Origin of the sequence: Agrobacterium rubi TR3 = NBRC 13261 (assembly GCF_000739935.1) — a bacterium.
In the GTDB taxonomy this organism is placed as follows: Bacteria; Pseudomonadota; Alphaproteobacteria; order Rhizobiales; family Rhizobiaceae; genus Agrobacterium; species Agrobacterium rubi.
Genome location: NZ_BBJU01000028.1, coordinates 81,389 through 107,892 on the forward strand (window position 1 = coordinate 81,389; position 26,504 = coordinate 107,892).

The 26,504-nt window shown below is 55.8% G+C and carries 21 protein-coding genes and 2 pseudogenes; 7 read left to right on the forward strand and 16 right to left on the reverse strand.

Going from position 1 to position 26,504, the window contains the following annotated elements; genetic code table 11:
- Position 1: 1 nt before the first annotated feature.
- The 10 genes and pseudogenes from RRU01S_RS21455 to RRU01S_RS26540 form a co-directional block, all read right to left on the reverse strand.
- Positions 2–1,939: a bifunctional 5-dehydro-2-deoxygluconokinase/5-dehydro-2-deoxyphosphogluconate aldolase gene (locus tag RRU01S_RS21455; RefSeq protein WP_045232264.1), complete on the reverse strand. Its 1,938-nt coding sequence runs from the start codon at positions 1,937–1,939 to the stop codon at positions 2–4.
- A gap of 74 nt (positions 1,940–2,013) precedes the next feature.
- Positions 2,014–2,799, reverse strand: coding sequence for a TIM barrel protein (locus RRU01S_RS21460; RefSeq protein WP_045232265.1), 786 nt, complete (start codon positions 2,797–2,799; stop codon positions 2,014–2,016).
- Positions 2,800–2,807: 8 nt separating this feature from the next.
- A complete protein-coding gene (locus RRU01S_RS21465) occupies positions 2,808–3,818 on the reverse strand; it encodes a Gfo/Idh/MocA family protein (protein ID WP_045232266.1) in 1,011 nt (336 codons plus the stop codon).
- Between the two features lies 1 nt (position 3,819).
- Positions 3,820–4,722 (reverse strand): sugar phosphate isomerase/epimerase family protein, encoded by a 903-nt coding sequence (locus RRU01S_RS21470; protein ID WP_045232267.1) that lies wholly within the window; start codon positions 4,720–4,722, stop codon positions 3,820–3,822.
- A gap of 36 nt (positions 4,723–4,758) precedes the next feature.
- A complete protein-coding gene (locus tag RRU01S_RS21475) occupies positions 4,759–5,679 on the reverse strand; it encodes a substrate-binding domain-containing protein (protein ID WP_045232268.1) in 921 nt (306 codons plus the stop codon).
- Positions 5,680–5,754: 75 nt separating this feature from the next.
- Entirely contained in the window at positions 5,755–6,771 is a 1,017-nt protein-coding gene (locus tag RRU01S_RS21480; RefSeq protein ID WP_045232269.1) for an ABC transporter permease, read from the reverse strand.
- A gap of 28 nt (positions 6,772–6,799) precedes the next feature.
- A complete protein-coding gene (locus RRU01S_RS21485; RefSeq protein ID WP_077106978.1) occupies positions 6,800–8,338 on the reverse strand; it encodes a sugar ABC transporter ATP-binding protein in 1,539 nt (512 codons plus the stop codon).
- Between the two features lie 67 nt (positions 8,339–8,405).
- Positions 8,406–9,332: a sugar ABC transporter substrate-binding protein gene (locus RRU01S_RS21490; protein WP_412674304.1), complete on the reverse strand. Its 927-nt coding sequence runs from the start codon at positions 9,330–9,332 to the stop codon at positions 8,406–8,408.
- Between the two features lie 279 nt (positions 9,333–9,611).
- On the reverse strand, positions 9,612–10,640 hold the full coding sequence (locus tag RRU01S_RS21495; protein WP_045232270.1) for a substrate-binding domain-containing protein: 1,029 nt from the start codon (positions 10,638–10,640) through the stop codon (positions 9,612–9,614).
- Between the two features lie 1,032 nt (positions 10,641–11,672).
- A pseudogene (locus RRU01S_RS26540) lies at positions 11,673–11,815 on the reverse strand (IS6 family transposase); the annotation flags it as partial.
- A 132-nt stretch (positions 11,816–11,947) separates the two neighbouring features.
- Here RRU01S_RS26540 and RRU01S_RS21500 point away from each other — a divergent pair.
- Both RRU01S_RS21500 and RRU01S_RS26545 read left to right on the forward strand, forming a co-directional pair.
- Positions 11,948–13,132, forward strand: a complete 1,185-nt coding sequence (locus RRU01S_RS21500; protein WP_045232271.1) for an adenosylhomocysteinase — start codon at positions 11,948–11,950, stop codon at positions 13,130–13,132.
- A gap of 158 nt (positions 13,133–13,290) precedes the next feature.
- Positions 13,291–13,651: pseudogene (locus RRU01S_RS26545) on the forward strand (IS3 family transposase); the annotation flags it as partial.
- Positions 13,652–14,163: 512 nt separating this feature from the next.
- On the opposite strand, the gene RRU01S_RS21510 reads toward RRU01S_RS26545, so the two are convergent.
- The 3 genes from RRU01S_RS21510 to RRU01S_RS21520 all read right to left on the reverse strand — a co-directional run bounded on the left by RRU01S_RS21510 (position 14,164) and on the right by RRU01S_RS21520 (position 16,977).
- Positions 14,164–14,952 (reverse strand): ABC transporter permease, encoded by a 789-nt coding sequence (locus RRU01S_RS21510; protein ID WP_045232273.1) that lies wholly within the window; start codon positions 14,950–14,952, stop codon positions 14,164–14,166.
- Positions 14,949–15,809: an ABC transporter permease gene (locus RRU01S_RS21515; RefSeq protein WP_045232314.1), complete on the reverse strand. Its 861-nt coding sequence runs from the start codon at positions 15,807–15,809 to the stop codon at positions 14,949–14,951. Before RRU01S_RS21515 ends, RRU01S_RS21510 begins: the two co-directional genes overlap by 4 nt.
- Positions 15,810–15,885: 76 nt before the next feature.
- A complete protein-coding gene (locus RRU01S_RS21520; RefSeq protein WP_045232274.1) occupies positions 15,886–16,977 on the reverse strand; it encodes an ABC transporter substrate-binding protein in 1,092 nt (363 codons plus the stop codon).
- A gap of 352 nt (positions 16,978–17,329) precedes the next feature.
- Here RRU01S_RS21520 and RRU01S_RS21525 point away from each other — a divergent pair, with 352 nt between their 5' ends.
- From RRU01S_RS21525 to RRU01S_RS21545, 4 genes are all read left to right on the forward strand, one after another.
- On the forward strand, positions 17,330–18,121 hold the full coding sequence (locus tag RRU01S_RS21525) for a DeoR/GlpR family DNA-binding transcription regulator (RefSeq protein ID WP_045232315.1): 792 nt from the start codon (positions 17,330–17,332) through the stop codon (positions 18,119–18,121).
- Positions 18,111–19,598, forward strand: a complete 1,488-nt coding sequence (locus RRU01S_RS21530; RefSeq protein WP_045232275.1) for an alkaline phosphatase family protein — start codon at positions 18,111–18,113, stop codon at positions 19,596–19,598. Before RRU01S_RS21525 ends, RRU01S_RS21530 begins: the two co-directional genes overlap by 11 nt.
- Positions 19,599–19,941: 343 nt before the next feature.
- On the forward strand, positions 19,942–20,235 hold the full coding sequence (locus RRU01S_RS26855; RefSeq protein WP_045232276.1) for a hypothetical protein: 294 nt from the start codon (positions 19,942–19,944) through the stop codon (positions 20,233–20,235).
- Between the two features lie 96 nt (positions 20,236–20,331).
- Positions 20,332–21,458 (forward strand): IS3 family transposase gene (locus RRU01S_RS21545; protein ID WP_108722707.1). Its coding sequence is split into 2 segments (ribosomal slippage): positions 20,332–20,560 and positions 20,560–21,458, totalling 1,128 coding nucleotides; the frame shifts between segments, so codons are not numbered across the junction.
- An 800-nt stretch (positions 21,459–22,258) separates the two neighbouring features.
- On the opposite strand, the gene RRU01S_RS21555 is transcribed toward RRU01S_RS21545, so the two are convergent.
- Positions 22,259–22,504 carry a hypothetical protein gene (locus RRU01S_RS21555; protein WP_045232280.1) on the reverse strand — a complete coding sequence of 82 codons (246 nt, stop codon included), beginning with the start codon at positions 22,502–22,504 and terminating at the stop codon, positions 22,259–22,261.
- A 174-nt stretch (positions 22,505–22,678) separates the two neighbouring features.
- Between RRU01S_RS21555 and RRU01S_RS21560 the strand changes: the two genes are divergently transcribed.
- On the forward strand, positions 22,679–23,893 hold the full coding sequence (locus tag RRU01S_RS21560; protein WP_045232281.1) for a GGDEF domain-containing protein: 1,215 nt from the start codon (positions 22,679–22,681) through the stop codon (positions 23,891–23,893).
- A gap of 148 nt (positions 23,894–24,041) precedes the next feature.
- Here RRU01S_RS21560 and RRU01S_RS21565 read toward each other — a convergent pair whose 3' ends face one another.
- Together RRU01S_RS21565 and RRU01S_RS21570 are read right to left on the reverse strand one after the other, a co-directional pair.
- Entirely contained in the window at positions 24,042–24,878 is an 837-nt protein-coding gene (locus RRU01S_RS21565) for a hypothetical protein (protein ID WP_045232282.1), read from the reverse strand.
- 345 nt (positions 24,879–25,223) lie between these two features.
- Entirely contained in the window at positions 25,224–26,435 is a 1,212-nt protein-coding gene (locus RRU01S_RS21570) for an MFS transporter (protein ID WP_234936235.1), read from the reverse strand.
- Positions 26,436–26,504: the final 69 nt, after the last annotated feature.

The window sequence follows — 26,504 nt, forward strand, 5'->3', positions numbered from 1 at the left end:
ATCATACCCTTCCCTGCGACGCTAACGCCGCGTCATTGTCCTGGCTTGCGATGCGCGCTTCTTGCCAGATGGTGCATAGCCGCTGGTAACGGCCCTGCATGTCTTCGATTGCCTCTTCGTCGGAAATCGTTCCGGCCAGCCAGTCGCGGGCAGCCTGGGCGAAGATGGTGCGTCCCACGGCGAAACCCTTTACCAGCGGGAACCCGGCAGCGACCCTGAAACTGGCGGCAAGTTCGGCTTCCGGCGCCTCAAGCCCCAGCACGACGATACCCCGCGTGTTGGGGTCATTGTCAGTGATTGCCTTGCAGGCGTTGTCCCATGCCGCTTTGCTTGCCATCGGTTCTAGCTTCCACCAATCCGGGTAGATGCCGATGTCATAGAACCAACGGATCAGCGTGGCGTTGGTGTCGTCATCGACAGCGCCAACCTTCGACGGGATGATTTCCAGCAGGAACTCAAGACGGTTGCGCCTTGCAGCAGCAAACAGCCTCTTGATTGTTTCCTCATGGGCGTCAAACATTTCAGGCGTATCGTCAGGATGGCAGAAGCACAGAACCTTGACGACATTTTCCAGCGGCCATTCATCCAATCCCCCAAAGTCAGGACCAATTTCGGGCTCAAGCGTCAGCGGACGGGAGCCTGGCCATTCGACGGGCCGACCGATCCACAGGCCGGTGCCAGATGCTGCATGCAAAGCGCGGCGTCCCAGCCGGTTGTCGCACAAAATGCCGTAGCCGGGCTGTCCGTTCTGAACCTTGAGCGCAGCCTGAAGGCACAATTCCTTGAAACGACCGATCTTCTGCGGCGTGGCACCCTCCATGGCTTCCAGTTGGACACGGTGATCGAATGCGAAGACCCGCATCGTCGACCAGTCATTATGACGGTTCGTTGCCCAGTGGATCTGCTCTAGTTCTGCATCGTGACGCAGCGCCTTGTTTTTGACGCCGCGCTTCAGGAAGAAATCGAGTTCCTCCAGCGAGGGATAGGCTGGCGTGCAGCCATGGCGGCTGACCGCAAATGCGCCGCAAGCATTGGCGTATTGCAGCGCCCGTGGCCATGATGCGTTTTCCAGCCAGCCCTTGATAAGGCCAGACATGAAACCGTCGCCCGCGCCCAGCACGTTGAAAACTTCGATGGGATAACCCGGACCGCTTTCGCCGTCGTCGAGCGTATCGGGAATAGCGCCACGAAATGCGACGGCTCCGTCAGCACCGCGTTTGCAAACGAGCGTTGCCTTCGAAACATTGCGCACTGCGCGCAGCGCCTCGATCGTGTCTGTCGAGCCGCCTGCGATGTGAAACTCTTCTTCGGTGCCAACAATGAGGTCAAACAGGTGAAGCGTCGCCTGTAGCTTGGCCGTGACCGAGCCGCTTTCAACAAAACGGCTTTCGCCATCGCCGTGGCCCGCCAGACCCCAGAGGTTCGGTCGATAGTCGATATCGAGCGCGGTCCGTGCGCCGTGCTTGCCCGCCAACTCCAGAGCCTTCCGCACAGCCTTTTCGGTGCTCGGGTGGCTGAGATGTGTGCCGGTCGCGACAACCGACCGCGAACGGGCTATCAGCGTCTCGTCAATATCGTCTTCGCAAAGCGCCATATCGGCACAATTTTCGCGGTAGAAAATGAGAGGGAATTTCTCTTCGTCACGAATACCAAGCAGGACAAGCGCCGTCAGGCGCTCAGGGTCGGTCTTTACACCCGTCACATCGACGCCTTCGCGCGCGAGTTCCTCGCGGATAAAGCGCCCCATATGCTCGTCGCCGACGCGTGTGATCAGAGCAGAACGCAGACCAAGGCGGGCGGTGCCTGCGGCGATATTGGTGGGAGATCCGCCAATATATTTGTTGAAAGATCCCATGTCCTCCAAACGGCCGCCGATTTGAGCCCCGTAAAGATCGACGGAGGATCGTCCGATCGTGATGACATCCAGTGACTTGTTCATATTATTCTCCGGCAACGCGGCAGTTCATGAGCCTTTCCGTGCCTGCACGTCTCGCGCAGGCACGGGTTGTTATGTCAAAGCTTGGACGACACGTAGTCCATGCTTTCGCGAACGGACACTTCAGGATCGGAAAGGTCGTGGACCTCATCGGCAAACGGCTCGAAGCTGTAGGGGCCTTGGTAACCACCGGCGTTCATCGCCTTGATCTGAGCGATATTTTCCAATCGGTCATGTGAATCTACAAGGACGCGATGCGCATCGAGCATATCGTTGACGTAGACATCCGGGTCCACGACACCCGAAATATGGACCAGACCAGTCCGGTCGGGGAAAAACTCGGTTTCACCCGAAAGATGATGGTGAAACGTATCGTGCATCAACTTGTAGACATCGCCGCCTTCGGCTGCATCAATAGCACGCAGCGCTTCCTTCTTGGTCCGAAGCGAGGAGATCGGAAAGCCGAGAGGCTCCACGAGACCGATCAGACCGCGCTCTTGAAGTATGGGCTTCATGGCCTTTAGCGCGGCAACGAGATCATCGAACGAGACCTTGGTGCCATCGTTCAACGGGCACATGACCAACGCTTTTGCACCGCTCGCAGCTGCGTAGTCCGCAAGGGCGATCGCCTTGTTCGGCAGTTCGCCGGACCAGACGTTGAAGGGGTAGAGAGCATTGATGGAAATGATGTCCACCCCCGCCTTCTGCGCCGCAGCCTTGACTTCGGCAGCCGGTATTGTGTTGACGATATCGGGAAGATCGTTGCGGATCTCGACCTCGGTCAGCCCGAGATTACGGGCTGCCGCGAAGAAGTCCACAAGCGAAAGCTTTGGCGCTGTGATGTGGTTGATAGCGAAACGCATGACGGACCTCAGTTATAAAGAGCTGGACGAGTGGGAAGGTTGATGGCAATCGCCGCGCCTTCGGACTCCTGTGCCGTTACGCAGGCATCGGATGTGATGGCCGCGACATAACCGTCCCAGGAGTTTGGTCCGGACGCCGTACCCTTTGCAGCAGCCTTGATGAAATCCTGCAGTTCCACGTCATAGCTGGCGATGAAACGGTCTTTCCAGTCTGTCAGGATTTCGCTCTGCTTTTTGGCACCGAGACGCAGCGGGATCGCCATAGGATCGGGAAGGTTCGCGATACCGTCTTCGCCGACGACTTGGCATTGGATGTCATAGCCATAATGGCAGTTCACGAAAATCTCGACGTCGATGATCGTTCCCTTGGCGGTTTCCAGGATCACAATCTGCGGGTCGCGCAGTTTGGCGTGGCTACGCGCGGAAGACCGCGGAAAAAGCACTCTTGCCGAGACGTAGTCATCATCAAGCAACCAGCGCAGCACGTCGATTTCGTGGATCATCGTGTCATGGATGGCCATCGGCGTGACGTATTGCTCCGGCACGGCGGGATTACGGTGCGCAGCGTGAACCATGATCGGTGCACCGATCTGGGTGTCGACTGCGTGCTTGAGGGCAACATATCCCGCATCATAGCGGCGCATGAAGCCAACCTGCACAAGCCGTTTTCCATGAGCCACTTCCGCATCGACGATACGTTTTGCACCTTCGGCGGTCGTCGCTAAGGGCTTTTCGCAAAAGCATGGCTTGCCAGCTTCAATCGCGGCAAGAACATATTGTTCGTGCGTCGCGCCCCACGAGGTGACGAGAACCGCATCGACATCAGGCGAAGCAATGAGAGCCTCCCCTGTTTCGAAGACCGTTGCGTCTGGGGCTACGTCGTTCTTGACCGCCTCGGCCGAGGCTTTGTTGACGTCGCTGAGAGCAACGATGTTTGCGCCGCTAAGGACGTTATTGATGCGGCGAGCGTGGTCGCGCCCGATGGCACCCGTGCCGATGACACCGATTCTGACAGTCATTTCAAGCCTCATTCCAATATTTGGCGACGTAGCGCCGAGTTTCATCAAGCATAAAGCGCGCACTTTCATCGACGCGGTCTTCCCATGCGAAAACGCAGTTTGAGAGAACGCCGTCGAATTTCATGTCCGCGAGGGTCGCGAACAGTGTGTCGAAGTCGATCTCACCCTGGCCAAAATCGGTGTGCTGATGGACACGTACCTTCGAGCCTGGCGGATTGACGATGTAGCGGAGCTCAGACGACTTGTTATGGTCGTAAGTGTCAGCCAACCTCACATGCACCAGATGACCTTCGGTGGCGCGCAGATTGGCGACCATGTCTGGCCCGTAGAAGAACGTATGTGGCGCGATGAAAGACGCTTTCACGGACGGCGAATCGATCGTCTTGATGATATCGATGGCAGGCGCGATCTGTTCTATCCAGTCCTCAGGATGTGCCTCGAGCGAAAGGATCAGCCCCTCCTTTTCGAGAAGGGGAACGAGGATGTCCATGGCGCGGAAGAACTGTGCTTCGCAGGTCTCGGGGCGATGCAGACCAGAACGGTCGTTCAAGCTTCGTTCCGGCGAGCCACCGCGTCCGAACTCCGAAACAAGCATCGGGCAATCCATCTCGACTGCGATTTCGATGACACGCTTCCAGTTGTCTATCGCGTTGTCCCATTCATCCTGATAGGGGCTGGCCCAACGGTACATCGGCTGGAGCGTTGCGAGACCGACGCCATGGTCTTTTAAAGCCTTTTTGAAGGAGGCAATGCGCAACGGATAGACCTTTGGTCTCGTCCACCAGGACAGAAAGTCGGGACGCGGTGACAGCTCGACGTAATCATATCCAAGATCTGCGACCTTCCGGCAGGTGTCTTCAAGCGACAGGTGCCGGAACATGTGTGGGTCAAGTGTATGTTTCATTGCAAACTCCCCTAGATAGGTCTGAACCCTGCCGCATTACTTGTAGGTCGACATGTTGTCGGGCGTGACGAGTTCGAATGGCACCCAGAGCGTCTTCTCGACATTTTCTCCGGACGCCATTTTGGCGGCAGCCTGTACTGCAACCTCGCCCTGTTTCGTGGCATTCTGGTAGACGGTAATGTCGATATCGCCTGCCTTCATCGCCGCCAGGCCATCTGGCGTCGCATCGATACCGGCTATGACGACGTCCTTCATATCGACGCCTGCAGTCTTCAAGGCCTGAACCGCGCCAATGGCCATCTCGTCATTGTTGGCAATCACCGCGTCGAACTTCACGCCAGCCGTGAGCCAGGAAGAAACCAGATCTTGCGCCTGTGTTCTGTTCCAGTTGGCGGTCTGCTTTTCGGCGACTTCAATCTTGCAGTCGGGAGCGGCAAAAACGTTTTCTACATCCTTGGTACGAACCAGAGCCGCATGATTTTCGAGTGGTCCCATCAGGATAACGGCCCGGCCCTTGCCGCCCATCAACTTACAGGCGGCCTGTGCCTGCATGGTGCCGGAATCCGTCTCGTTGGAGCCAACAAAGGCAGCTCCTGCGGGCAAACCGAAATCAAGTTCGGCCGGCGGGTGGTTCACATAAACGAGTGGGATCTTGGCGTCAGCCGCCGCCCGCGTAATCGCCGCCGTCGAGTCACCGTCAACGGCATTGACAATGATCGCGTCGACGCCGTTCGCTATGAAGTTCTGCACTTGGCTTAGCTGTTTTGCAGGGTCCAACTGCGCATCTTCCGCAACCAGATCGATGCTTCCGGCGTGCTCCGCTCCAGAGCGGATGCCGTTCAACAGGATCGTGAGGAACGGGTTGTCGAACGACGTCATGCTAACCGCGATACGGGTCTCGGCCATGGCAGGCAGACCGATCAGGCAAAGCGTTGCCGTCATGAAAAGCTTTTTCATTGAATTTACTCACATATCTGGTCTTCGATTCCCACGCGGCATCACAGCAACGTGGGATTGGTGCAAGTTACAGATTCAGGATTTCACCCGCTTGCGTTGCCTGTACATGTCAGCCACGACGGCTGCGACAATGATCACGCCCTTGAGCATTTCCTGGTAGTAGGCATCGAGGCGCAGGAATGTAAAACCGGAGATGATGACACCGAAGATGACCATCCCGATCAATGTTCCCACGACCGATCCCCGTCCGCCCGACAGCGACACACCCCCGATGACGGCCATTGCGATTGCATCGAGTTCGTAGCTGATGCCCATGCCTGCCTGGGCAGTAAGACCGCGTGAAGCCACGACGATCCCGGCCAGACCGGATAACAGACCAGCGACAGCATAGACTTTCACCGTATGACGCTCGACGTTAATACCGGACACGCGCGCGGCGTGCGAATTGGCTCCGATCGCATAGGTAAATTTACCATACCGCGTGTAGCGCAAGACAACGTGCATGACCGCTGCCACTGCCAGAAAAATCAGCACGGGCGCGAGACCCTTGCCGATCGCCGCAAAGCCATCGGTCGGAAAGCTGATGGGCTGGCCCTTGGTGTACCACTTGGCAAAGCCCCGCGCCGTAACCATCATGCCCAGTGTCGCAATAAACGCAGGAATTTTGGTATAGGCGATCAGCAGGCCATTGATCGCACCGCAAATGAGGCCGACAAGCAAACCGGCAGCAACCGGCACGACGACCGGGAGGTCGGTCAGGCCTGGATAAAGCGCTCTTTCATAAGTACCGACCTGCGCCAAACTCATGGAGATCATCGCTGTTGCGCCGACGATGGAACCGGAGCTTAGATCAATGCCGTCTGAAATGATGACTTGCGTTACCCCGATTGCAATGATCCCGATAACCGAGACCTGCAAAATCATAATCGACAGACGCTGCGTGTTCCCTAGAAAACTCTGTCCCTGCAGGATCCAGCCAAGAAGTTCGAACGTCAACGAGATGCCGACAAGGACAAGAAGGATTGTCAACTCGGACGGTAAGCGACGCCGTGCTGGCGCGTCTTGGGTACTGATCTGTGTCGTCGTATTCATAATGCAATATTCCTCCCACGGTGCACGATTAGCGCGCAGCTAGGTCCATTATCTTGACTTGAGTTGCTTCGGCGCGATCGAGAACACCAGCAACCCGACCTTCATGCATGACGACTATCCGGTCACTCATTCCCAAGACCTCCGGAAGTTCCGACGAGATCATAAGCACGGCGACCCCCTCAGCCGCCAAACCGGTGATCAGTCGATGTATTTCCGCTTTCGCTCCCACATCGATGCCGCGGGTCGGCTCGTCGAGAATGAGGATGCGCGGCTTGGTCAGCAGCCATCGTGCAATCAGCAACTTCTGCTGGTTGCCGCCTGAAAGGTTCTCGACCGCCTCATAGAGGTTTGGGGTTTTTACTCGAAGCGTTGCCGCCATATCCTCGGCTAACTTGGTGACCGTCGACTGGTCGACGAATCCCGCCTTCACATGGGAACGCGTTATCAAAGCGGACTGGATGTTTTCAAGGCAATTCAGGATAAGAAAACAACCCGTTTCCTTGCGATCCTCTGTCAGGAAAGCAAGTCCCTGTGCCATCGCAGCGCTAGGACTGCCGATGCTGACCGGCTTGCCTTCAATCAGGATTTCACCCGTTTTTGCGGGCGTGACACCAAAAATGGCTTCGGCGACGTTCGATCGCTTGGAACCCACCAAGCCCGCCAGACCCAGTATTTCGCCTCGCCTCAGCGTGAAGGAAATATCGTGGAAAACGCCAGGGATCGTGAGGTTCTTCACTTCAAGGATCACATCGCCAATAGGGCAATCGATCTTGGGGAACATATCGGTAATGTCTCGGCCAACCATCATGCGAATGATATCGTCGCGGTTAACATCCTTCGAAAAATGTGTGCCGACGTATTTGCCATCGCGGAAAACCGTAAACTCATCGGCAATCTCGAAGAGTTCATTCATTTTGTGTGTGATGTAAACGATACCAATACCGCGCTCGCGCAAGCTGCGGATGATGGAAAAGAGATGCTGTACTTCCCGATCGGTCAAAGCCGAGGTCGGTTCATCCATGATGAGGACAGACGACTCGTAGCTGACGGCGCGAGCAATCTCGACCATCTGCTTTTGAGCCACCGTCAACTCCGACACTTGCGAACGCGGATCGAGCGAGATGTTCAGGCGAGCGAAAAGCTCCTCCGTCATCTTTACCATTTTTGAATGGTCAATGAGACCGAAGCGGTTTTTGGGCTCTCGCCTTATCCAGATGTTTTCCGCCACGGTCATCCAGTTCATCAACTGAAGTTCCTGGTGGATCATCGCGATCCCCTGCTCGAGCGCATCGAGAGGCGATTGCAACACTGTCGGGACGCCTCGAATGCGGATTTCACCTGCGTCAGGCTGGTATATTCCAGCAATGATTTTCATGAGCGTCGATTTGCCCGCACCGTTTTCGCCCATGAGTGCATGGACCGTTCCGGGTCGAACACGCAGCTTGACGTTATCGAGTGCAACTACGCCTGGAAACTCTTTGCGAATTCCTTCGATCGAAAGCAGACCGTCGGCTTCGGTGGCATCGAGCACTTGCTTGATAGCCGCCGCTGTTGTGGGACTGACCATGGCTTATCCTCCGTCGCTCTGGCAAGGAAGAGAAGGCACAGCCTTCCCTCCGTTACGCAGAGCTATTTTAGTTCTTGGCCTGGTAGGTCTTGAGGTTTGCCGGAGTGACGAGTTCGAAAGGCACATAGCCCTTCTTCTCGATCGTCTCGCCGCCTGCAAGCTTAAGCGCAGCATCCACGGCGCCCTTGCCCTGCCCGGCAGCGTTCTGGAAGACGGTCACATCAAGATCGCCTGCAGCCACGGAAGCGAGGGCATCCTGTGTCGCATCGATGCCCGCCACGACGACGGACTTCATATCCTTGCCCGCTGCTTTCAGCGACTGGATAGCGCCAATTGCCATCTCGTCGTTGTTGGCGATGACCGCATCGAACTGAACGCCAGCGGATAGCCAGTTGGTCATAAGATCGGCACCTTGGGTGCGCGACCAGTTAGCTGTTTGCTCTTCGACGATCTTGATGAAGTTGCAATCCGGCGTCGCAATCACGTCCTTGATGTCCTGGGTTCTCATGCGCGCTGCCTGGTTGGACAGTTCACCCATCATCACGACGGCTTTGGCTTCTTTCTTGCCGGCTTCCTTGAGAATGCGGCAGACTTCCTTGGTTTGAAGTGTTCCAGATTCCTTTTCGTCGGAAGCGACGAATGCCTGCTTCTCGGGAAGCTGGTCAACGTTGGCCGGCTGACGGTTGACGTAGACCAGTGGAATTCCAGCGGCGGCGGCGGCCTGCGAAATCGCAGCGGTTCCATCCGTGTCGACTGGGTTGACGATGATTGCGTCTACACCGGAGGCAACAAAATTCTGGACCTGGCTGAGCTGCTTCCCAACATCGTTTTGCGCATCTTCGACCTGAAGGGTAACACCCTGCTTTGTCTTTGCGTAATCCGTCATGCCATTTCGCAGCACGGTGAGAAAGTTATCGTCGAAAAGCGCCATGGAGACGCCAATTGTTTGCGCAGAGGCAGATGTCGCCAGCAGTGTTGCAAATGCCACGACCATGAGATGTTTTTTCAATTTAAGTTCCTCCTCAAAAATACCAACGGTCACCATGGCTCTTCAGAAACGCAGCACTCATCCTCCTCTCAACCGGTGGACCAGATGAAATCGGGAACGAGAGCGATGCATTACTTATTGAGTTCTGGGCGACGGCCTCCTGTCTCCACCGTCGCAAGGCACAATTGTCTGAGAGAGAGGATATGGTCAACCGTTCCGTAACGACTTTACCTTTCAGCCATGATAGAAATAGACCAATAATGCCTGATATTATCTATCAAACTATCATAGGCTTTCAGGAACCCACAAATGAGCGGGGAAAAATCTCTGTCCTGGGCTTTCCGCCATACCGTGTTCGATTGTGTGGATCATAGTGGAGATCAAATCACTGCATAATTCGCGCAGCGGAGTTTGGAAAACACCGGAAATCCTGCGCTCGAGCAAGGCTTGCCGTGATTGCGGCGTCAGTTCATTGACCAGGCAAGCGATCTGTTCGGAGCGTGGATTTTGATTTAGCGCTTCGATCACGCCCTCCATACCCCCACCAATACAATAGACTCCCACGAGATCCGGATGACGTGAAAGCGTATCCATCATCATCTCGTAGGTGAGTTGTCGCGTCTCTAGATTGATAAGTGCGTCCAACACTTGAAAATCCGGGGCAAATTCACGCATGTAAGCCCGAAACCCCATTTCTCTAAGAGAATGCCCATGAAAACGGTGACCTCCTAGAAACAGTAGAACTTTGCCGGGGTTCGGCGAGAGTTTTGATATCATCCATGCGGCACTGCGGCCGACTTTCATATTGTTTGTTCCTAAATAGGCTTCTCGAACTCCTTGGGCGAGATCCGTCAACAAAGAAAATGTGGGAATACCTTTGGATCTTAAGGCCGAAACAGCAGCGGTAACGTCGTGGTGGTCTGGGCCCGTCGCTGCAATGGCTGATACTTTTCCTGACAGGCCCAACATCATCTCCGACAACTCCGTTGGCTCGCCTGTTTTCAAATACTGTATGGTGAGTTGGATATGGCTGTCCTTTACGGTGGATGCCGCCATCTGGAGTTCAGAAGCAAACGACTGATAGAATTCCTGCCGTTCCTTCCTGAGGATAATGCCGAAGGAATATACCGGCAGGTCAGCCAGCATCCTTTGACGAATTATATTGGTTGCATGAAAGCTTAGCCGCTCCGCGGCAGCAAACACCTTCTTTGACGTCTCCTCGCGAACGGGCAGGCGGCCATTCAAGACGCGGTCCACTGTCGCGACGCTTACACCGGCAGCTTTGGCAACATCCGTGATAGTTGGTCGTTTCATTCCCACCTCGCGACAGAGTCATCTCATTTCAAGCAGGTTTTCTGCAAGCCGATGAGTGAACACAATCATTTCAAAGCGAGTTTGTCGAACAGTATTGTCTGCCGATGATGTCTAGCATCAGTTGCCCCTTTGCTTACTTTTCAGTCGCTCCCCTGATGATGCGCACTCACGGCGTTGCGAGGTATCATCGTCAGTCGCCGTCAGTGGATCAAAAGGCTTTCCCATACAGCAGCATCACACCAGCGGCTCAACTGGTGACCCTTTTGATTGCCCCTGCCGCTCCGGCAGACCCAGCTAGTGCGCGCCTGAGCCCGAGCCTCTGTTTACGAACAACCGCTGTTAGCTCTGGTTCGGCCTGGTTCACCCTTTTGCTAGGTACACGGGCGCAAATCTTGTTCATTCAATCTCGATCACTTTAGATCGCCTGCCGCCACGACGATCCTCGGTACTCATCACTCTACGAATGGCGATCAAATGATTTTGGAATACGTTCGAGTGCTGAATCTCAATACTCGGATGCACAAGCCACTTGGGCTGCGGAACAGCGTTCAGGCACGGAGCAGATGCGGAAGGATGGCTGTAATGGGAAAAATGCGCTGAGATTAGGCGGCGGGTCAAGCTTGGAGGCACTAGCGAGATGGCCGGAGAAGAGCTTTGCCTTTTGAGGTCAGGTAGCAAATATTGGCGTTGGAAAAGCCCTGCCGTGATAAGGTTTGGATCGTCGCAAGGCAATCCCGACTCGCGTGGATTCTCTAGGCCTCCCTGTACGGACACGAACGCCTGACCATCAAGTTCCCAGCATTCTCTTCGTTAAACGAGACGTTGAAGATGTGTCAGCAAGTGGCACACGGGTTAGGACGGATCGACATCCACCGAATCTAATCACGATAGCGGCGAGAAGTAGGAACCCTTTGAATTGGGTTGTCCTGCGTTCATAGCGGGTGGCGAAACGGCCTCAGAGTGGCATCCAAATAGGAATGGCATAACACCTGTAGCAGGATCTACGAACGCCGTTCGCACGCACGGCTTCAAAACTTTGAGCCGTCGCACTGCCAGCAGATCTACGGCAATCCGCAGGTTTAGCGGAAACCGGGAATACAGCCAAACGGCATGAGCAATCACTTCCGCTGGAATCGATGACGACGATAAAGAGGATCACGGGCAGATCTGGTCATGCACCCAGATCTCACAGTTTGCTTGATCCAGGGTTAACGTTACAGTGCCCGACATACCGTACCTGCCCCGGGGCAGCAGTTTCTTTGACCAGATCCAGATGAAACATGAATTGGAGTTTTATATTGAACGACATGACCATCTCTTCAACCAAAGAACATGAGAGCGGACATCGCAAGATCGAGTGGGCGCGTTCTCACATGCCGATCCTTGCGGACATCAAGGCCCGCTTCGCACGCGAGACGCCGTTTAAAGGTCTTCGTATCGGCATATGTCTGCATGTTGAAGCAAAAACAGGCGTCTGGCTCGACGCACTTACAGCAGGTGGCGCAGAAATTACCATAACTGGTAGCCCTGGCTCGACGCAAGATGATGTCGCCAAAGCATTGAACAAGCACCCGTCGATTACAGTATTGGGCGCTAAAGCTGACAGTCGTGATACGCATGACCAACATTGCCGGGATGTCCTCCGCTCGAAACCGGATATTATCGCTGACAACGGCGCGGATCTTCTGACTTTGCTCGCGACTGAACCGGAATTCGAAGCGCTGCGCACCACGATCAGAGGCAGTACCGAAGAAACGACAACGGGTGCGTACCGCCTCAGAGAAAATAATGTGAACCTCGATTTCGCCACTTGGGTCATCAATGACACTCAGGCGAAAAGGATCGTCGAAAATCGGTATGGTGTCGGCAGTTCGGTTGTCGATGGCGTGATGCGAGCAACGAATGTCATGCTGCATGGCAAAACAGTGGTCGTTGTTGGATATGGTTACTGCGGCTCTGGCGTAGCGCAGAGGTTTCGCGGCATGGGTGCCCATGTCATCGTCGTCGAACGTGATCCCATGCACCGCCTAGAAGCCCATCTCGAAGGTTTCAGGACTGCCGATCTTGATGAATGCCTCGACCAGGCGCAGATCTTAGTCACTGTGACTGGTCGCGACGGTGCTTTGACACTCGACGCGATCATGAGGATTCGCGACGGCTGCATTCTGGCCAATGCGGGGCATTTTTCCTCGGAGATCGAGGTTGACAGCCTGGAAAGCGCCGCCATCTCTGTGAAGGACTGCCGCGATGGCGTGAAGGAATATCAGCTTGATGGCGGAAGACGGGTCTTTCTGCTGACCGACGGAAACCTCGTCAATCTCGCAGCGGGAGATGGAAATCCGATCGAAATCATGGATCTTGGACTTGCGCTCCAGTCACTCAGCCTGGAGCAAATGGCGTTACTGGGTCGCAGCGTCGCAAAAGGTGTCCATCCTGTATCCCTAAAAATCGAACGTGAAGTATGCTCGCTGGCTCTTCACGCATGGGTTTGATCGGGTGGGTTTTCTAGTATGGTCGCTCTGAGAGCGGCGGGGGGAATCTTGACAGAGAGCCGCAGGGATCCTTTCCGCCACGTGACTGCGTTCTGTCACGACAAAACATGTGCATTGGTTTTGGCACTCATCCTGGCACGCTGAAACCCTAATGCGAGGTTGGCCTATCGACGCTGGTGCGCTGGATCGGTCGTAGCCTTGATCGGGCGATCGATGCTCCGGCAGTGTCCGCTGCGACCGAAGACATGGCCGCCGAGTTGAAACGGTTACGCGGGAAAATGAATTCCTGCGGCAAGAACGCGAGGTACTGAAGCGTGCCGCGACTTTTTTCGCCAAGGATGGAGGTCAATGAAGTTCCGCTTCATCGACCAGGCGAAAACACGATTCCCCTCATCCTGTCTCTGCAAAGTTCTCGGCCTTAGTCAGAGCGGCTATTCTACCTAGAAAGACCGGCCAGCAAGTCGTCGGCAGCGCAAGGACATGGTAATGCTGGCGCATGTGCGTTCGTCCTACGCGCTTTTCTCAAGACAATGACGCGGATCGCGCGAATGGAAGCATCGGTCTCAATGAACCGAGATCGGCCCAAACGAGTGGGGTTGAGTTGTTCAACTTTCCGAAGAAACACGCATCGCCAAGTTGCGGACACTTATCGAGCTTGAGAATTTGCCGACGCGCGCCAATTCGATGGGTATTGCCGATATTGTCGACGCGCGTGAGATTGTCCTTCCCGCGACCGGGGAAGCCAAACCAGAAGCTGTTCGGAAAAGCCGACGGATGCGTGTCCACTTGCCACCCATGCTAACGTTCATTGGTTCCTCGATGCTGCTGCGGCGAGATTGATCTGAACCGCAATATTGCCCTGAACAGACTTGATGTCTTGATGGAAGGGCGCGGTCCAAGCGGTATCAAATGAAACACCTTCTTTAGTCGCTAGGAAGATGGCTATCTAAGATAGGATCACTCGTGCTTTACCTTTCCCAGAAATCCGTCGCGAGAAGGTCTGATTATATAGTGATCGTACCACGCTTTTTCTATCGTTCGTGCTGATGGGGTGCAGAGCGTGCCAGTAGCTGTATCATGCCCATCGCGCCCCATGTGATGGCGAACGACAAAATGACGAGTGCGGCAGGCTCATAGGCTTGTGCGACACCGACTTTTTGGATGTATGTGCCGAAGGCCGGCCGTGTAAGGAGGCTGGCCATCACGAATTCGCTGATGACGACGGCAAAGGTCAGGAACGCTCCCGACAGTACCGACACAAGGATGTTGGGCAGGATAACCAGCCGGATCACGGTGATTGGACTGGCCCCCAAGATCGTGGCTGCATCCGTCAGCGTCCGCGCATCGATCGCTTGCAACCCGCTATCGACCGCGCGGTAGAAGTAGGGCAGCGACAGAGTCATGTAACCGCAAACGAGAAGTACATTTGAACCCATCTCCGTACTCGTCAACGGCAGGACCGACGACGACGAGAAGAGCCTGAGATAGCCGAAGACAAGTACGATCGGCGGCACGACCAGTGGGAGCATCACGACGAGCTCAACCACCGGCTTCAACCAGGGCAATCGTAGACGGACGAAGTAGGCCATGGGAACGACGAGGACGACACCGAAGATGATGGTGCATAGGGCGATTACTGCCGAGTACCCCAAGGTCGCAAAGAATTCTGGATCGGAGAAGACGGAGCGGTAGGCGTCTAGCGAGTAGCCGTCTCGCCGGATGCTTAACGAGAATTCAGCGGTGCTGATCAGCGGCAGTACGAAATAGATTCCGGCTACAGCGATCGCCGTCCAAAGTAGAAGACGTAGGACGGTCTTCATCGCATCCACCTTTCCGCACGTGCGCGCAGGACAAGATAGGCCGTGATAGCAAGTGCAACCACCAAGACCATGCAAAGCGCGAGGGCGGCCCCCAGCTGTTCATTGTGCAGCACGTCGCCGCGAATTTGCGCGTAGAGCAGGATCGGAACAATGTTCACCGCGTAGCCCGTCAATGCGTAGGCGGTCGCAATGGCACCAAAGGCGTTGGCGAACAGCAGAGCAAGCGTTCCGAGCAGCGTTGGCCACAGCACCGGCAGGCCGATGTGCCGCCAATACTGCCAAGCTGTGGCACCAAGCATCTCGGCCGCTTCCCTGCACTCCCGAGGGAGCTTGTCGACGGCGGGCATCATGATAGTGAGGGCAATGGGCACTTGAAAAAACAGATAAGTGAGCACCAATCCAGAAAAGCTGGCAAGGTCAAAGCCGGACGCGTAGAGGTTGATGCCAAATACGTGTCTCAGCACTACAGTCACCAACCCCAGTCTGCCAAAGGTGGCGATAAACGCGAAGGCCAGCGGAACCCCCGAGAAATTCGACGCAACGCCGCAAAAAGTCATGATGATCGTTCTAGCCTTCCGGTTGCCGATACCGCGGCCCACGATCAAGGCGAGGCCTAGGCCAAGGAGCGCGCCGAGCACCGCTGTCGCCGCCGAAATCTCGATCGAAGTCAGGAAAGCGTTTGCGATTTCGGAGGTCGCGAGGTCTGCGAAGTTGGCCAGCGTGATACGGCCCTGCCGATCGACAAATGCATTGGCGAGCAATGCTACAGTCGGCATGATAATCATAACCACCGCAAACACCAAGAAAGGCAGCGTGCCGACCAGCGCTGGCCAATCTGGACGGGGTATACGTGGTATTCGTCGTTGCTCTGACGGCTTTCCGGAGCGGGAAAGTCCCGCACCGGAGGTGATCTTAGTCGACGTCTGGTCCAAGTTACTTGCTTCCTGCACCAACGGTCGCGGTCCATTCCTTAGCGATCACGTCGCTTGCCTCCACAAGATGCCGCAGCTCCGGGAAGACCAAGTTTGATCCAGTTTGTGGCAGCTTCGCCATCATCTCATCGGTGATTTTGTTCGATTTGCGCATCGCGTCGAAGCGGATCGGGTGGCATAGACCCTTGAGGAAGCCGCCTTGACCCTCGTCAGAATACAGATACTCCATCCAGAGTTTGGCGGCGTTCGGGTGCGGCGCATATTTGCTGATGGCTTGCGCATAGACGCCGGCGACTGTTACGCCTTTCGGCACGATTGTGTCGAGGGGCGGGTTACCCTTAAAGTTCTGGTCATAGGTGATGCCGTTGAAGTCCCATCGCGTCGTGATCGGAGTTTCGCCTTTGGCGATCGACGCCGCCGTCCCAAAGCCGGCAACAAGATTGCCAGCGTCCTTCAGCTTACGATAGAATGCCAGACCGGCTCTAGCGGCTTCCGCCCCGGGCTGGGCACCTGTTGCCAGACCGGCAGCGTAGATGCTCAGGATCGCATTGTTGGCCGTGCGGGGATCGGCGGGGATCGATACGCTTTTCCGATAGGCTGGATCGAGAAGATCGGACCAGTCGCCAGGCGACTTTGTAACTATGTCCTTGTTGATGATGAAGGCCAGCACTCCATAGTAGTCGCCGTACCAATAGCCGTCAGGGTCTTTGACAACGTCTGGAATTTCGTCCCAGGTCTGCACTTTGTAAGGTTGCAGGAGGTCATCCTGTTTTGCGGTGGGGCCAAAGACGAGGCCAATGTCGATAACATCTGGGGCTTGCGGACCTTTATTGTCCATATTGGCCTTGATCGTTGCCAACTCTTCACCTGAACCAGCGTTCGGATTGAGTTCGTTCACGGTGAGGCCGTACTTGTCCTTGAAGCCTTGGATCAGCGCGCCGTAGCCGCACCAATCATGGGACATGGCGATCACGGTAAGCTGACCTTCGGCCTTTGCCGCCGCGACGAGTTCATCCATGCCTGCCGCTTGTGCGATGGAAGGCAGCCCGATCAAGGACGCTACTCCACAATATGCCAGTCTCTTCCAGTTCATTTAAATTCCTTTCTTGAAACTCGGCGCGTTACTCCACGAGCAAGGAGCCGATCGCAAATCGGTATAGGCACGGCTATTAACGGAAATGTGACATTGCGAGGCTAAATTTGGTTTTAATTGATATTCCGATATCGTGCAAGTCATTGCCCGGTCGGAACAATCGCTAGACCAACCCATTGGATACAGCGTAACGCATCAAAAATCCTATTGATTTCAGCGGTGCGACACATGTTTAAAGTCGATGCTGCCGTAGTGGATTGACAGGCATCTTAGTCTCGATTAATCCACAAAACATCACACTATGAACACCCAGCGATACTTACACTCGGATTGTTTGGGAATGGGAGGGCCCGTGGCGAGAATACCGGCAGCAAGTCGCATTAAAGCCATTGCAGACCTTCTGGAAGCAGAAGATGGTGTCAGTATCGCTGCGATGGCCGAGCGGTACTCGGTCTCCATGGAGACCATTCGCCGTGATCTCGCGAGCTTGGAAAAGAACGGGCTTCTCACCCGTGTCCATGGTGGCGCAATACCGACGGCGCGGGCCGCGCCTATATCGATGCGCGTCAACAGCCTGAGTAGCCAAAAGGCCTCAATCGGGGAATTGGCGGCAAAGCTGGTCGGACGAGACGGGTGGATCTTCATGACGCACGGCAGTACGACCCTATCCGTCGCCAAAGCCCTGAACGAGGGCAGTCCGATGTCGGTTATGACCAACATGCCTGCTATCGCGGAGGCCTTGCATGGCGGTGTGCAACATCGTGTCACGCTGACGGGTGGAGAATACGACTACGCCGACGGGGCGCTTACTGGCCAACAGGTGCTGGACGCGATTTCTGAATGTGTTTTCGATACCGTGATCATCGCCGCATATGGCATCCATCCAGTGCATGGTTTGGTTGAGTCTGGAAAATACCTGCAGTACATGAAGCGCTTGCTCTTCCAGCGCAGCCACCGCTGTATTGTCGTCGCGGACCACAGCAAGTTCGGAGCGCCCGGCTCCTACATCTCGGCACCACTTTCCGAAATCGGGACGATCGTCACCGATGAGCCACCCCCGCCCGTTTTCGACGAAGCCTTCAACGAGGCTGGCGTTCGGGTGATCTATCCCGCAACCTTTAAGGATTACAAAAATGCCCAATGAGGTACGCCACGTCGTGGTCATGGGGATCGACGGACTGCGACCGGATCTGGTCGATGACATAACTATGCCCAACCTTGTCGGCTTGGCGCGGGCCGGCACGTGGAGCACCCATCATAAGACGGTGTTTCCGAGCGAGACCCGCGGTGCGCTAACCGCCCTAGCAACAGGCTCTGCCGCTGAGATCAACGGGATCGCCGGAAATCAGTTCTATGTACGTGACGGGTTCCCCGAGCAGATATTCACCGAGACGACGCATGATTGGTATGCGGCCGATGAGCGGCTTGAAGGAAAGCTGGTTGAGGCGATCTCGCTGTCGGAAACGCTCCACCGCGTTGGCAGACCATTCGCGGTCATCGCGTCGAGCGGGCCGGGCGTGCTGCCCGCCCTGAACTGGAGAGGTGCCAAGCGCGATCAAGTCGGGTTTAATGTCCGCCATCCTCAGACTGCTCATCCGCATGCGTTTGCAGCGCGCGTCCACCGCTCACTGAGGATTCCAGCAGGGGGCGTGTCCGCAGATGGCCCGAAGGCCGCTCTGAAGGTCTTCGAGCAGGAAGTATGGCCTTACAGCAAACCGGCAGTCAGCATTCTGTGGTGCACTGAAGTTGATAGCGCGGCGCATCTCTACGGACTGGGATCCGATCAGCTGCGCGAGAAGATGCAGCATTGCGATGAAGTCGTCGGCGCACTTATGGCTTGGCGCGAGGCGCAGCCCGAACGCGACAGCATTGCGCTTTTGGTGGTCTCCGACCATGGTCACGTCACGATCGGCGGTCTGATTTCCGTCGCTGATTCTTTATGTGCAGCCGGGTTCAAGGCGGCTGCTTCATTTGCAGACCCGGCTACCGACATGCTGGTGCGACCAGGGCGTGCCGCCGGCATCTGGCTGAGGAAAGACGATCCCATCTTGTTGCAAGAGGTGGCGAGCTTTGTGACGGAGCAGGCATGGTTCGGTGGAGCCTTCAGCTGCTCGGGAGCGCCTGCGAGCAACCACGGTCGTGTCGAGGGAAGCTTGGCTTTGGAGCTGCTCGGTGCCGGCGGTGCCCGTGCGCCCGATCTGTTCGTCCATCTCGGGAATATGGTAGACGATGACGTGGTCGGCGATATGGGTTCGGTATATTACGATGCTGGAGACTATGATCTGCGCCCGGGCGGCGGCACCCACGGCGGTCTACATCGGGGCGAACTGTCTGCGGTTCTGGCCGGATACGGGGCAGGACTGGGGCGAGGAAGGGTTTCCACTACGCCAAGTGCCATCACCGACATCGCGCCAACCATCCTGTCGCTGCTCGGCATTCCACAGCCGCGGACAATGACCGGCCGTGTGTTGCGGGAATTGACAATGGATGCGCCGGTCAAGATCGAGCCGGTGTCTGAAGAGTTCCGGTCCATCGGGACGCGGAAGGTGACAGCCTTATCTGGGATGAGGGTAATGGGGCACCTCTACATGAGCGAAGGCCGGATTGCTCGTGGCACTTAATCCTGTTTTTACTGCTCGTAGTGGTAGGAACGCAGCCTTTGCCAAAGGGCTGCACGAGCTAGAAGCGATAAGTAACAATCTTGATCTGCATTTTTACCACTGTCAAAAGTCAGAGAAGAGCCTTGCATCTCGATTGCCGTCGAGGACTAATCCGATCGAGCAAAGAAGGGACTCGGATGAAAACTTGGACCACCAGGTGGCTGCGTATTGGTTTGATGGCTCGCGCACCGAGGTTTTAAGAGCCCCAGAATCAGGCGGCGCTTGAGCACTGCCGCACTTATCACCGCTAAATCTCAACGACGATAAGTGCGCTGGCTTATCCAGGTCGTTGGACTTTAAATGCATGGGTTCGAGAGTTTTTTCCGGAAACGAGGACTTCAATGGTCGGTCGATCCTGCCGTCCGGACTATCCGACCGGTTGAAGCAAGTCGCGGTCCTTGCTCTTTGCGGTGGAGAGGAATTGACCACGAAGTATTCGATCGGCTACGTCTATGCCACCCGACGTTATACAGCTGGGGGAATGAGCCGCTCGGTCATGAGCGGTGCCCCATCCATGAAACACCGCCACACCTTTGCGCCAGCGTCCGAGCGCGAATACATGAACTACCTCTTGGGTGCTCCAAGTTTCCGCATCTAGTTCTGTGCGCCTAACCAGCTTAGTTCCGGCTGGTACCCTGAATAGCCCCTAGATTTTTAGACGTCTTCTCCCCTAAATCTGAGGCAGGAGGCCTACATGGGCAAAGGCAATTTCACGGAAGAGTTCAAGCGTGACGCGGTGCGTCAGATCACCGAGCGTGGCTACCCGGTGGCGGAGGTTTCGCAGCGGCTCGGTGTCAGCCAGCATTCATTGTACGAGTGGAAGAAGAAGTTCGGCACGTTGAACGCCAAATCTAGCGATGAGGCCGAGGAGATCAGGCGGCTGAAGAAGGAGCTAGCTCGCGTCACCGAGGAGCGCGACATCCTAAAAAAAGCGGCCGCGTACTTCGCCAGGGATGCAAAGTGAAGTACGCGTTCATCGCCCTGCATCGCCTGAGTTTCTCGGTGCGGACGATGTGTCGGCTTCTCCATGTTCACCCGAGCGGGTTCTACGCCTGGCTGAAGAACCCGTCGAGCAAACGCGCCAGCGAAGACAAACGACAGACCGATCTCCTGTTTCAGGCTTGGGAAGAGAGTGGCAAGGTCTATGGCTATCGCAAGCTTCATGACGATCTGCTCGATCAGGGAGAGATGTGCTGCCCGAACCGCGTCGCGCGTCTGACAAGGCTTGCCGGCATCAAGGCTGAGATCGGTTACAAGCGTCGTCCTGGCAAATATGGCGGCAGGCCTTCCGTCGTTGTCGACAATGCGCTCGACCGGCAATTTGACGTCGAGGCTGCGGACAGGGCATGGGTCACGGACATCACCTATATCCGGACAGTAGAGGGCTTCGCCTATCTCGCGGTCGTCATCGATCTCTATTCCCGCCGGGTGATCGGCTGGGCAATACAGAGCCGTCAAACCACCGACGTCGTGCTGCAGGCGCTGCTCATGGCGGTGTGGCGACGCAAGCCGAAGGACCAGGTGTTGGTCCACTCGGATCAAGGCTCGCAGTTCACCAGCATGGACTGGTCATCGTTCCTCAAACACCACAATCTGGTTCACTCGATGAGCCGACGCGGCAACTGCCATGACAACGCAGTGGCTGAGAGCTTCTTCAATCTTCTGAAGCGGGAGCGGATACGTCGCAAGGTCTACCGTTCACGCGATGAAGCTCGCCAGGACGTGTTCGACTACATCGAAATGTTCTACAACCCCAAACGCAAGCACGTTAGAAACGGGATGCTGTCGCCCGTCGAGTTCGAGAAGCAGCAGAGAACCTAACCCGAGGGTGTCTACGAAACTCGGGGCTATTCAATCGTCCGAGGCGGAGAGTACAGCTTGAAGCAGGGCCGTCGGACTGACACGGTCAGCGGCAAGCGTCTCACTCAGTATTTCGACTGGAGACTCATTCGTATCGGAAACAGACATCAAGAGAATGAGCCTTCAAGGAGGAATTCGTTCAGTTCCGGTACCAGATGCAGTCGTATAATGACAGGCATTTGAATTTGAGCGGAAACAGAAACACTGTCCTTGCCTTGTTTGGTCCAATAGTTCAGACGGTTCAGGACTGGGTCAGGATCGGAATTCTCGCGGGCTCGGTGATCTCGGGAGTGCTGGGCGCGGTCTTGTTGTCCGTGTCTGGTCGGCCGCGCAGCACCATACTTAAATAATCACAGCTCCGCTCTACCGCATCTAGTCAAAGTTCTGCCACGTAGCTTGGCCCGTAAAAACGCTGAGACAAAAACATGTTCCAACGTGTTCAAATTTGATGCTCTTGAGAGACTTGAACCCCTGACCAGTTTGATATTCGGACCAACGATTTACCGATTGTTTCTATCAAAAGGCTCTCGTTTCAGTCACTTAGAAGCAATAGGCTCTCCCAGGCGAGGGACATTTGCGGCTCATGAGGTAGCCCGCTAACGTCGCGCACCCACAAATGGTCGACTCCCACCGGGACTATGACCCAATCGCCGACTCCGTACTCAGCGCCACCCAGTGCCAAGTCACCGAAAATGACATGTCGTACTCAGGCTCACCATCATGCTTGTGGAGCCTGACGTGACGTCCTAGATCTGTCGATGTTATCGATCACTAACCTGACAACTTTCTGGAAAAGAATGCCCATTAGCGCAGCGTTCGATAATATTCAAACCTAAGATAATGGACTTCGCCGCCGCACGGATGTCTGAAATGGCTTCAACCTCCGCAGCTACTTCCTCAACTATGCGCATGTCATTAGGTTGGCGCGGTTCGACGAGCTGGTCGGTAGCATGAATTGCCGTAGTAGGTGGCACGTCAACCATCACGATCACAACCTTGCGGTTCATATATCGTCGCATTCGATCAGCCGGCAAACCCTTTTGCGGAACGCACCCTCAGCTTCAGTGCCGGCACTCAACAGCACGCTTAACGCTACGCCAACCATATCGGCAATATGAGAGGCGACGTAAAGAATCTTATAAAAAACACCCTGTAGGCTTTGACGTAAGGCAGGCAGAGCAATGCAGATCGATTTACAAACCCTTTGGTACTTAACCGTCGGAACGCTACTGGTGTCAGCATCGCTTCTCCTTTGGGAAAGGCAGGCTCATCCAGGTCGCGCACGCGTGCTCGGTGTTCTGGCCGCGGCACTTTTCGCGTTTGTTCTCGGCTGCATACTTGCAATGAACCGCAGCCACTTTCCGGTCGCGCTCGGCATGGCGGCGATCAACATCCTAATGATGTTGGGCTACCTTCTGGTCCTTAACGCCGTCGCCGGTCTCGACGGTCACCGGTATCTCTGGTCGTCCGTCGCGGCGCTAAGCTTCTTAGCCATCGCCTGGGCGATCGCTGGCACGCACTTCCCGGCGGCCTTCTGGAACCATGTCTCGTCTATACCCATCGCGCTGACCTGCGGCCTAACAGCATGGATACTTCTACGCAGTCGCATGGTTCTACGATTGCGCTCACGTCCGATCGCAGTATCGGTCTCGGCCTTCCATGCCGTGTTCTACCTTGGCCGAGCGTTCATTGCCCCTGTTCTCCTTCAACGGTACGGGCAAGATGTTATCTCCATCGTCGGGAAGGCGACGATGTACGAGGCCGTCTTGTACTCGGTAGCGATGCCGATGTCCTTTCTGATGATTATTCGAGAGGAGGAAAAGCTCCACCTGCTCCGGATGTCACAAACCGATCAGTTGACCGGGCTTGCAAACCGTCACGCCTTTTTTGAGCAGGCATCTCGGATCCTCCGGGAGCGGCATGGTGACCCCGTCTCACTGCTCGCCTTCGACCTCGACCACTTCAAGGCGATCAACGACCGTCATGGACATCCAACCGGAGATAAAGTTTTGCAGCTGTTCGCCGAAACCGCCCGCGAAGAAGCGGGGCCCGACGCGCTTATTGTCCGGCTGGGCGGTGAGGAATTCGCTGCGCTTCTGCCACGGTGCGACCATTCCCAAGCTCTCAGTCGCGGCTTCGCGATCGCAAGCCGGTTCGCCAATGCAACCGCGCGGGCAGAGGGCCTGAAAACCCAGGCCACCGTCAGTATCGGCCTTGCGGCACCAGACTGCCACGACCTCGCTGAGATGCTTGCAAGCGCCGATGGCGCGCTGTACCGCGCGAAAGCCCTTGGGCGGAATCGCGTTGAGACCGCACGGCCAAACGAATTGCAGCAGCACCCCCGAGCCGATCCCTTGCATCATCAGTTGCGGGTAGTGGCGACGGGGGCGTCCTGATTCAATGTAGCGCTTTTGCACGAGAGCGCCTTGAAAGGATATGAACCGGTGTGCCGGGCTTGTCCGAACAAACCACTGTATCCAAACGCAATTAAGGCCCTCCGCTTTAAGCTACGCCTCCGGCGCAAGACGGGAACGCATCCGTCTGTTAGCGCGCCGGAATGACGTGGCGCTGCGCCCTGGCGACGGTCGCCGGCACGCGCACATATTGCGCGACCCCAAGATCATGATCATAGTCGCCGAGGTGGAACTGCAGTCCGTTCAGGATCCGCTCACAGGAGTCGACGATCTTTTTGCGGTCCTTAATCGGGTTGCTGTGAAACAGCTCGTTGCGTGTCTCCTTGATGACGCGCATCGTGTCGTTAAACATGGTTTTCGTGAAACTGAAGCCGAGGACAGAGTCCGTGGCGAACATGTCGCGGATCAGGGGCCAATCCGCCTGCATAATCGACCAGAGGTCACCCAGGGTAAGGCAATAGTAGAACTCGTCGGTTTTGTTGTTTCCGGTAGCATTGTTGATATGCTGCTGATTGACCATATTGTCGAAAACTCGCCAGACAGCTTTCACGAAAGCTGGATTGACGGGCGTACCTAGAATGTTGGGAAAGGCAGTATAGGTCTGGCCGTTCTGCCGAGCATTGCGGATTAGCGTCCACCAGTCCATCCGCCCGAAGCGTTCTTCTAAATAATCGGCAAGCACCGAGCGCAGAGCGTTCTCCACCGCGAACACGAAGGGATAGATCGACGAAAACTCTTTCACCTTGCGGGTATAGATCCTGTGGATCACCAGCCTCTGCTCAGGTATGGGTATCTGCTGTAGAGCTTGGACCTGAACCCCTTCGCGGATACTATCGCGCAACAGGGTGGGGTTGAGGGTGCGCATATCAGCCTTGAAGTGATCCACCTGCTGCGGGGTGGGGACGAATGTCAGGTATTCACCCAGTAGCTGTGATGTCGGCACATGCCGCTTGGTGATGCTGGACACTTGCTTCCCCTTGCAATGCGAGTCTGTTTTCCCTATAACATAGCTACTCGCTGAGTGGTGGCACAATGGTGTTGCGAGCCCATGGCCTTACCATGGCACTTGGAGAGTCTAAACGGAATTTGGCTAGGCGTGGTCTTCAAAGACTGCGCCTTTAGTCATTCAGGGGTACTGCTGTGCTCTGATGTTCAACGATTTGGCATCCAATAGTGCATTCGCCTTGAACGGAATCGAACCGCTGACCCGTTGTTACTACGCGCCAATGGGAGACATGGCTCCGCATTTCGGTCGCGGTCGTGTCGGCCCCATCGCTGCAACGATAGGACCGATCCATGTCTTCGTGAAGCGTCAGTGGCCCCCCACCTTTGCGTTGGAGGTCCGTGCACCTGGAGTAAATCCGCGCACCCGCCCGGACCAAGCGATCAGAAGGGCGATGATCAGCAAAACGGTCAGCGCCCAGGGAAACGCCGTGGGCCCATACGCATCCAAAAGGATACCGCCAATGATTCCGCCACCTGCGATGGCGCCATTCCAGGCGACGACGTTCATCGACAGTGCAACGTCCGCACCATCACCCGCGGTGTCGGCCAGGGCGGTTTGCAAGAGCGTTGCGGCGCCGCCGAATGTCAGGCCCCAAATGGCAACGCCACCATATACCACCCAAGGCAACATCGAAACGATCCCGAAAAGCAGGGATACCAGTGCAAAGACGGCTAGACTGGTCAGCACGGTTGCTCGCAGGTGACGGTCGACCAGCTTTCCCGCCATCCAGATGCCGATGAGCGCGGCCAATCCAAATACCAGGAGAACAAGGTCGACCCGATCCCGCATCCCGGCCGACTGAACGAAGGGTGCGATATAGGTGTAAAGAATGTTGTGAGCGAGCATCCATGCAACGACAACGGAAAGGACCGATCGAACGCCGGGGGTAGAAAATACCCGAAGCAGGGGCAGTCGATCGCCCTTCTTCTGGCCTGGATAGTCCGGCACTTTCATTATGACCCAGCCGATCAGGATCAATGTCAATATCGACATGATCCAAAAGGCGGTTCGCCAGCCGACCTGCGCACCAAGCCATGTCCCCATCGGCACGCCAAGCGACAGCGCGATCGGCGTTCCTACCATAGCGATCGCCATCGCCTTCCCCTGTTGATGTGCAGGGACCATGCGTCGTGCATAGCCTGCCAAAAGGCTCCAAGCCAAACCAGCGGCAACGCCAGCAAAGAAACGTGCGAGCAATGTGAGTGTGTAGTTGGACGAAATCGCAGTCACAGTGTTGAAGATCAGAAACCCAATGATGGTGGACAGCAGGACTGTCCTGCGCCGCCAACTGCTTGTGGCAATGGTCAAAGGAATCGCCGCGAGCAGCGAACCGAGGGCGTAGACAGTCACCATCTGGCCAGCAAGGGATGGAGAAACGGCTAAACCCTCAGTGATCTGCGGCAGAAGCCCCGCGGGTAGGGTCTCTGTAAGAATACAAATAAAGCCAGTCATCGCCAGTGCCAGCAACCCAGCAACAGGCAATCGTTGGGTGTCCTTTTCAGATTCGGTAGTTTTCATTGATTTCATGGACCTCGATATATGGATCGGACGATCCAGATATCGACATCAAGCACCCTTGGCAAGATA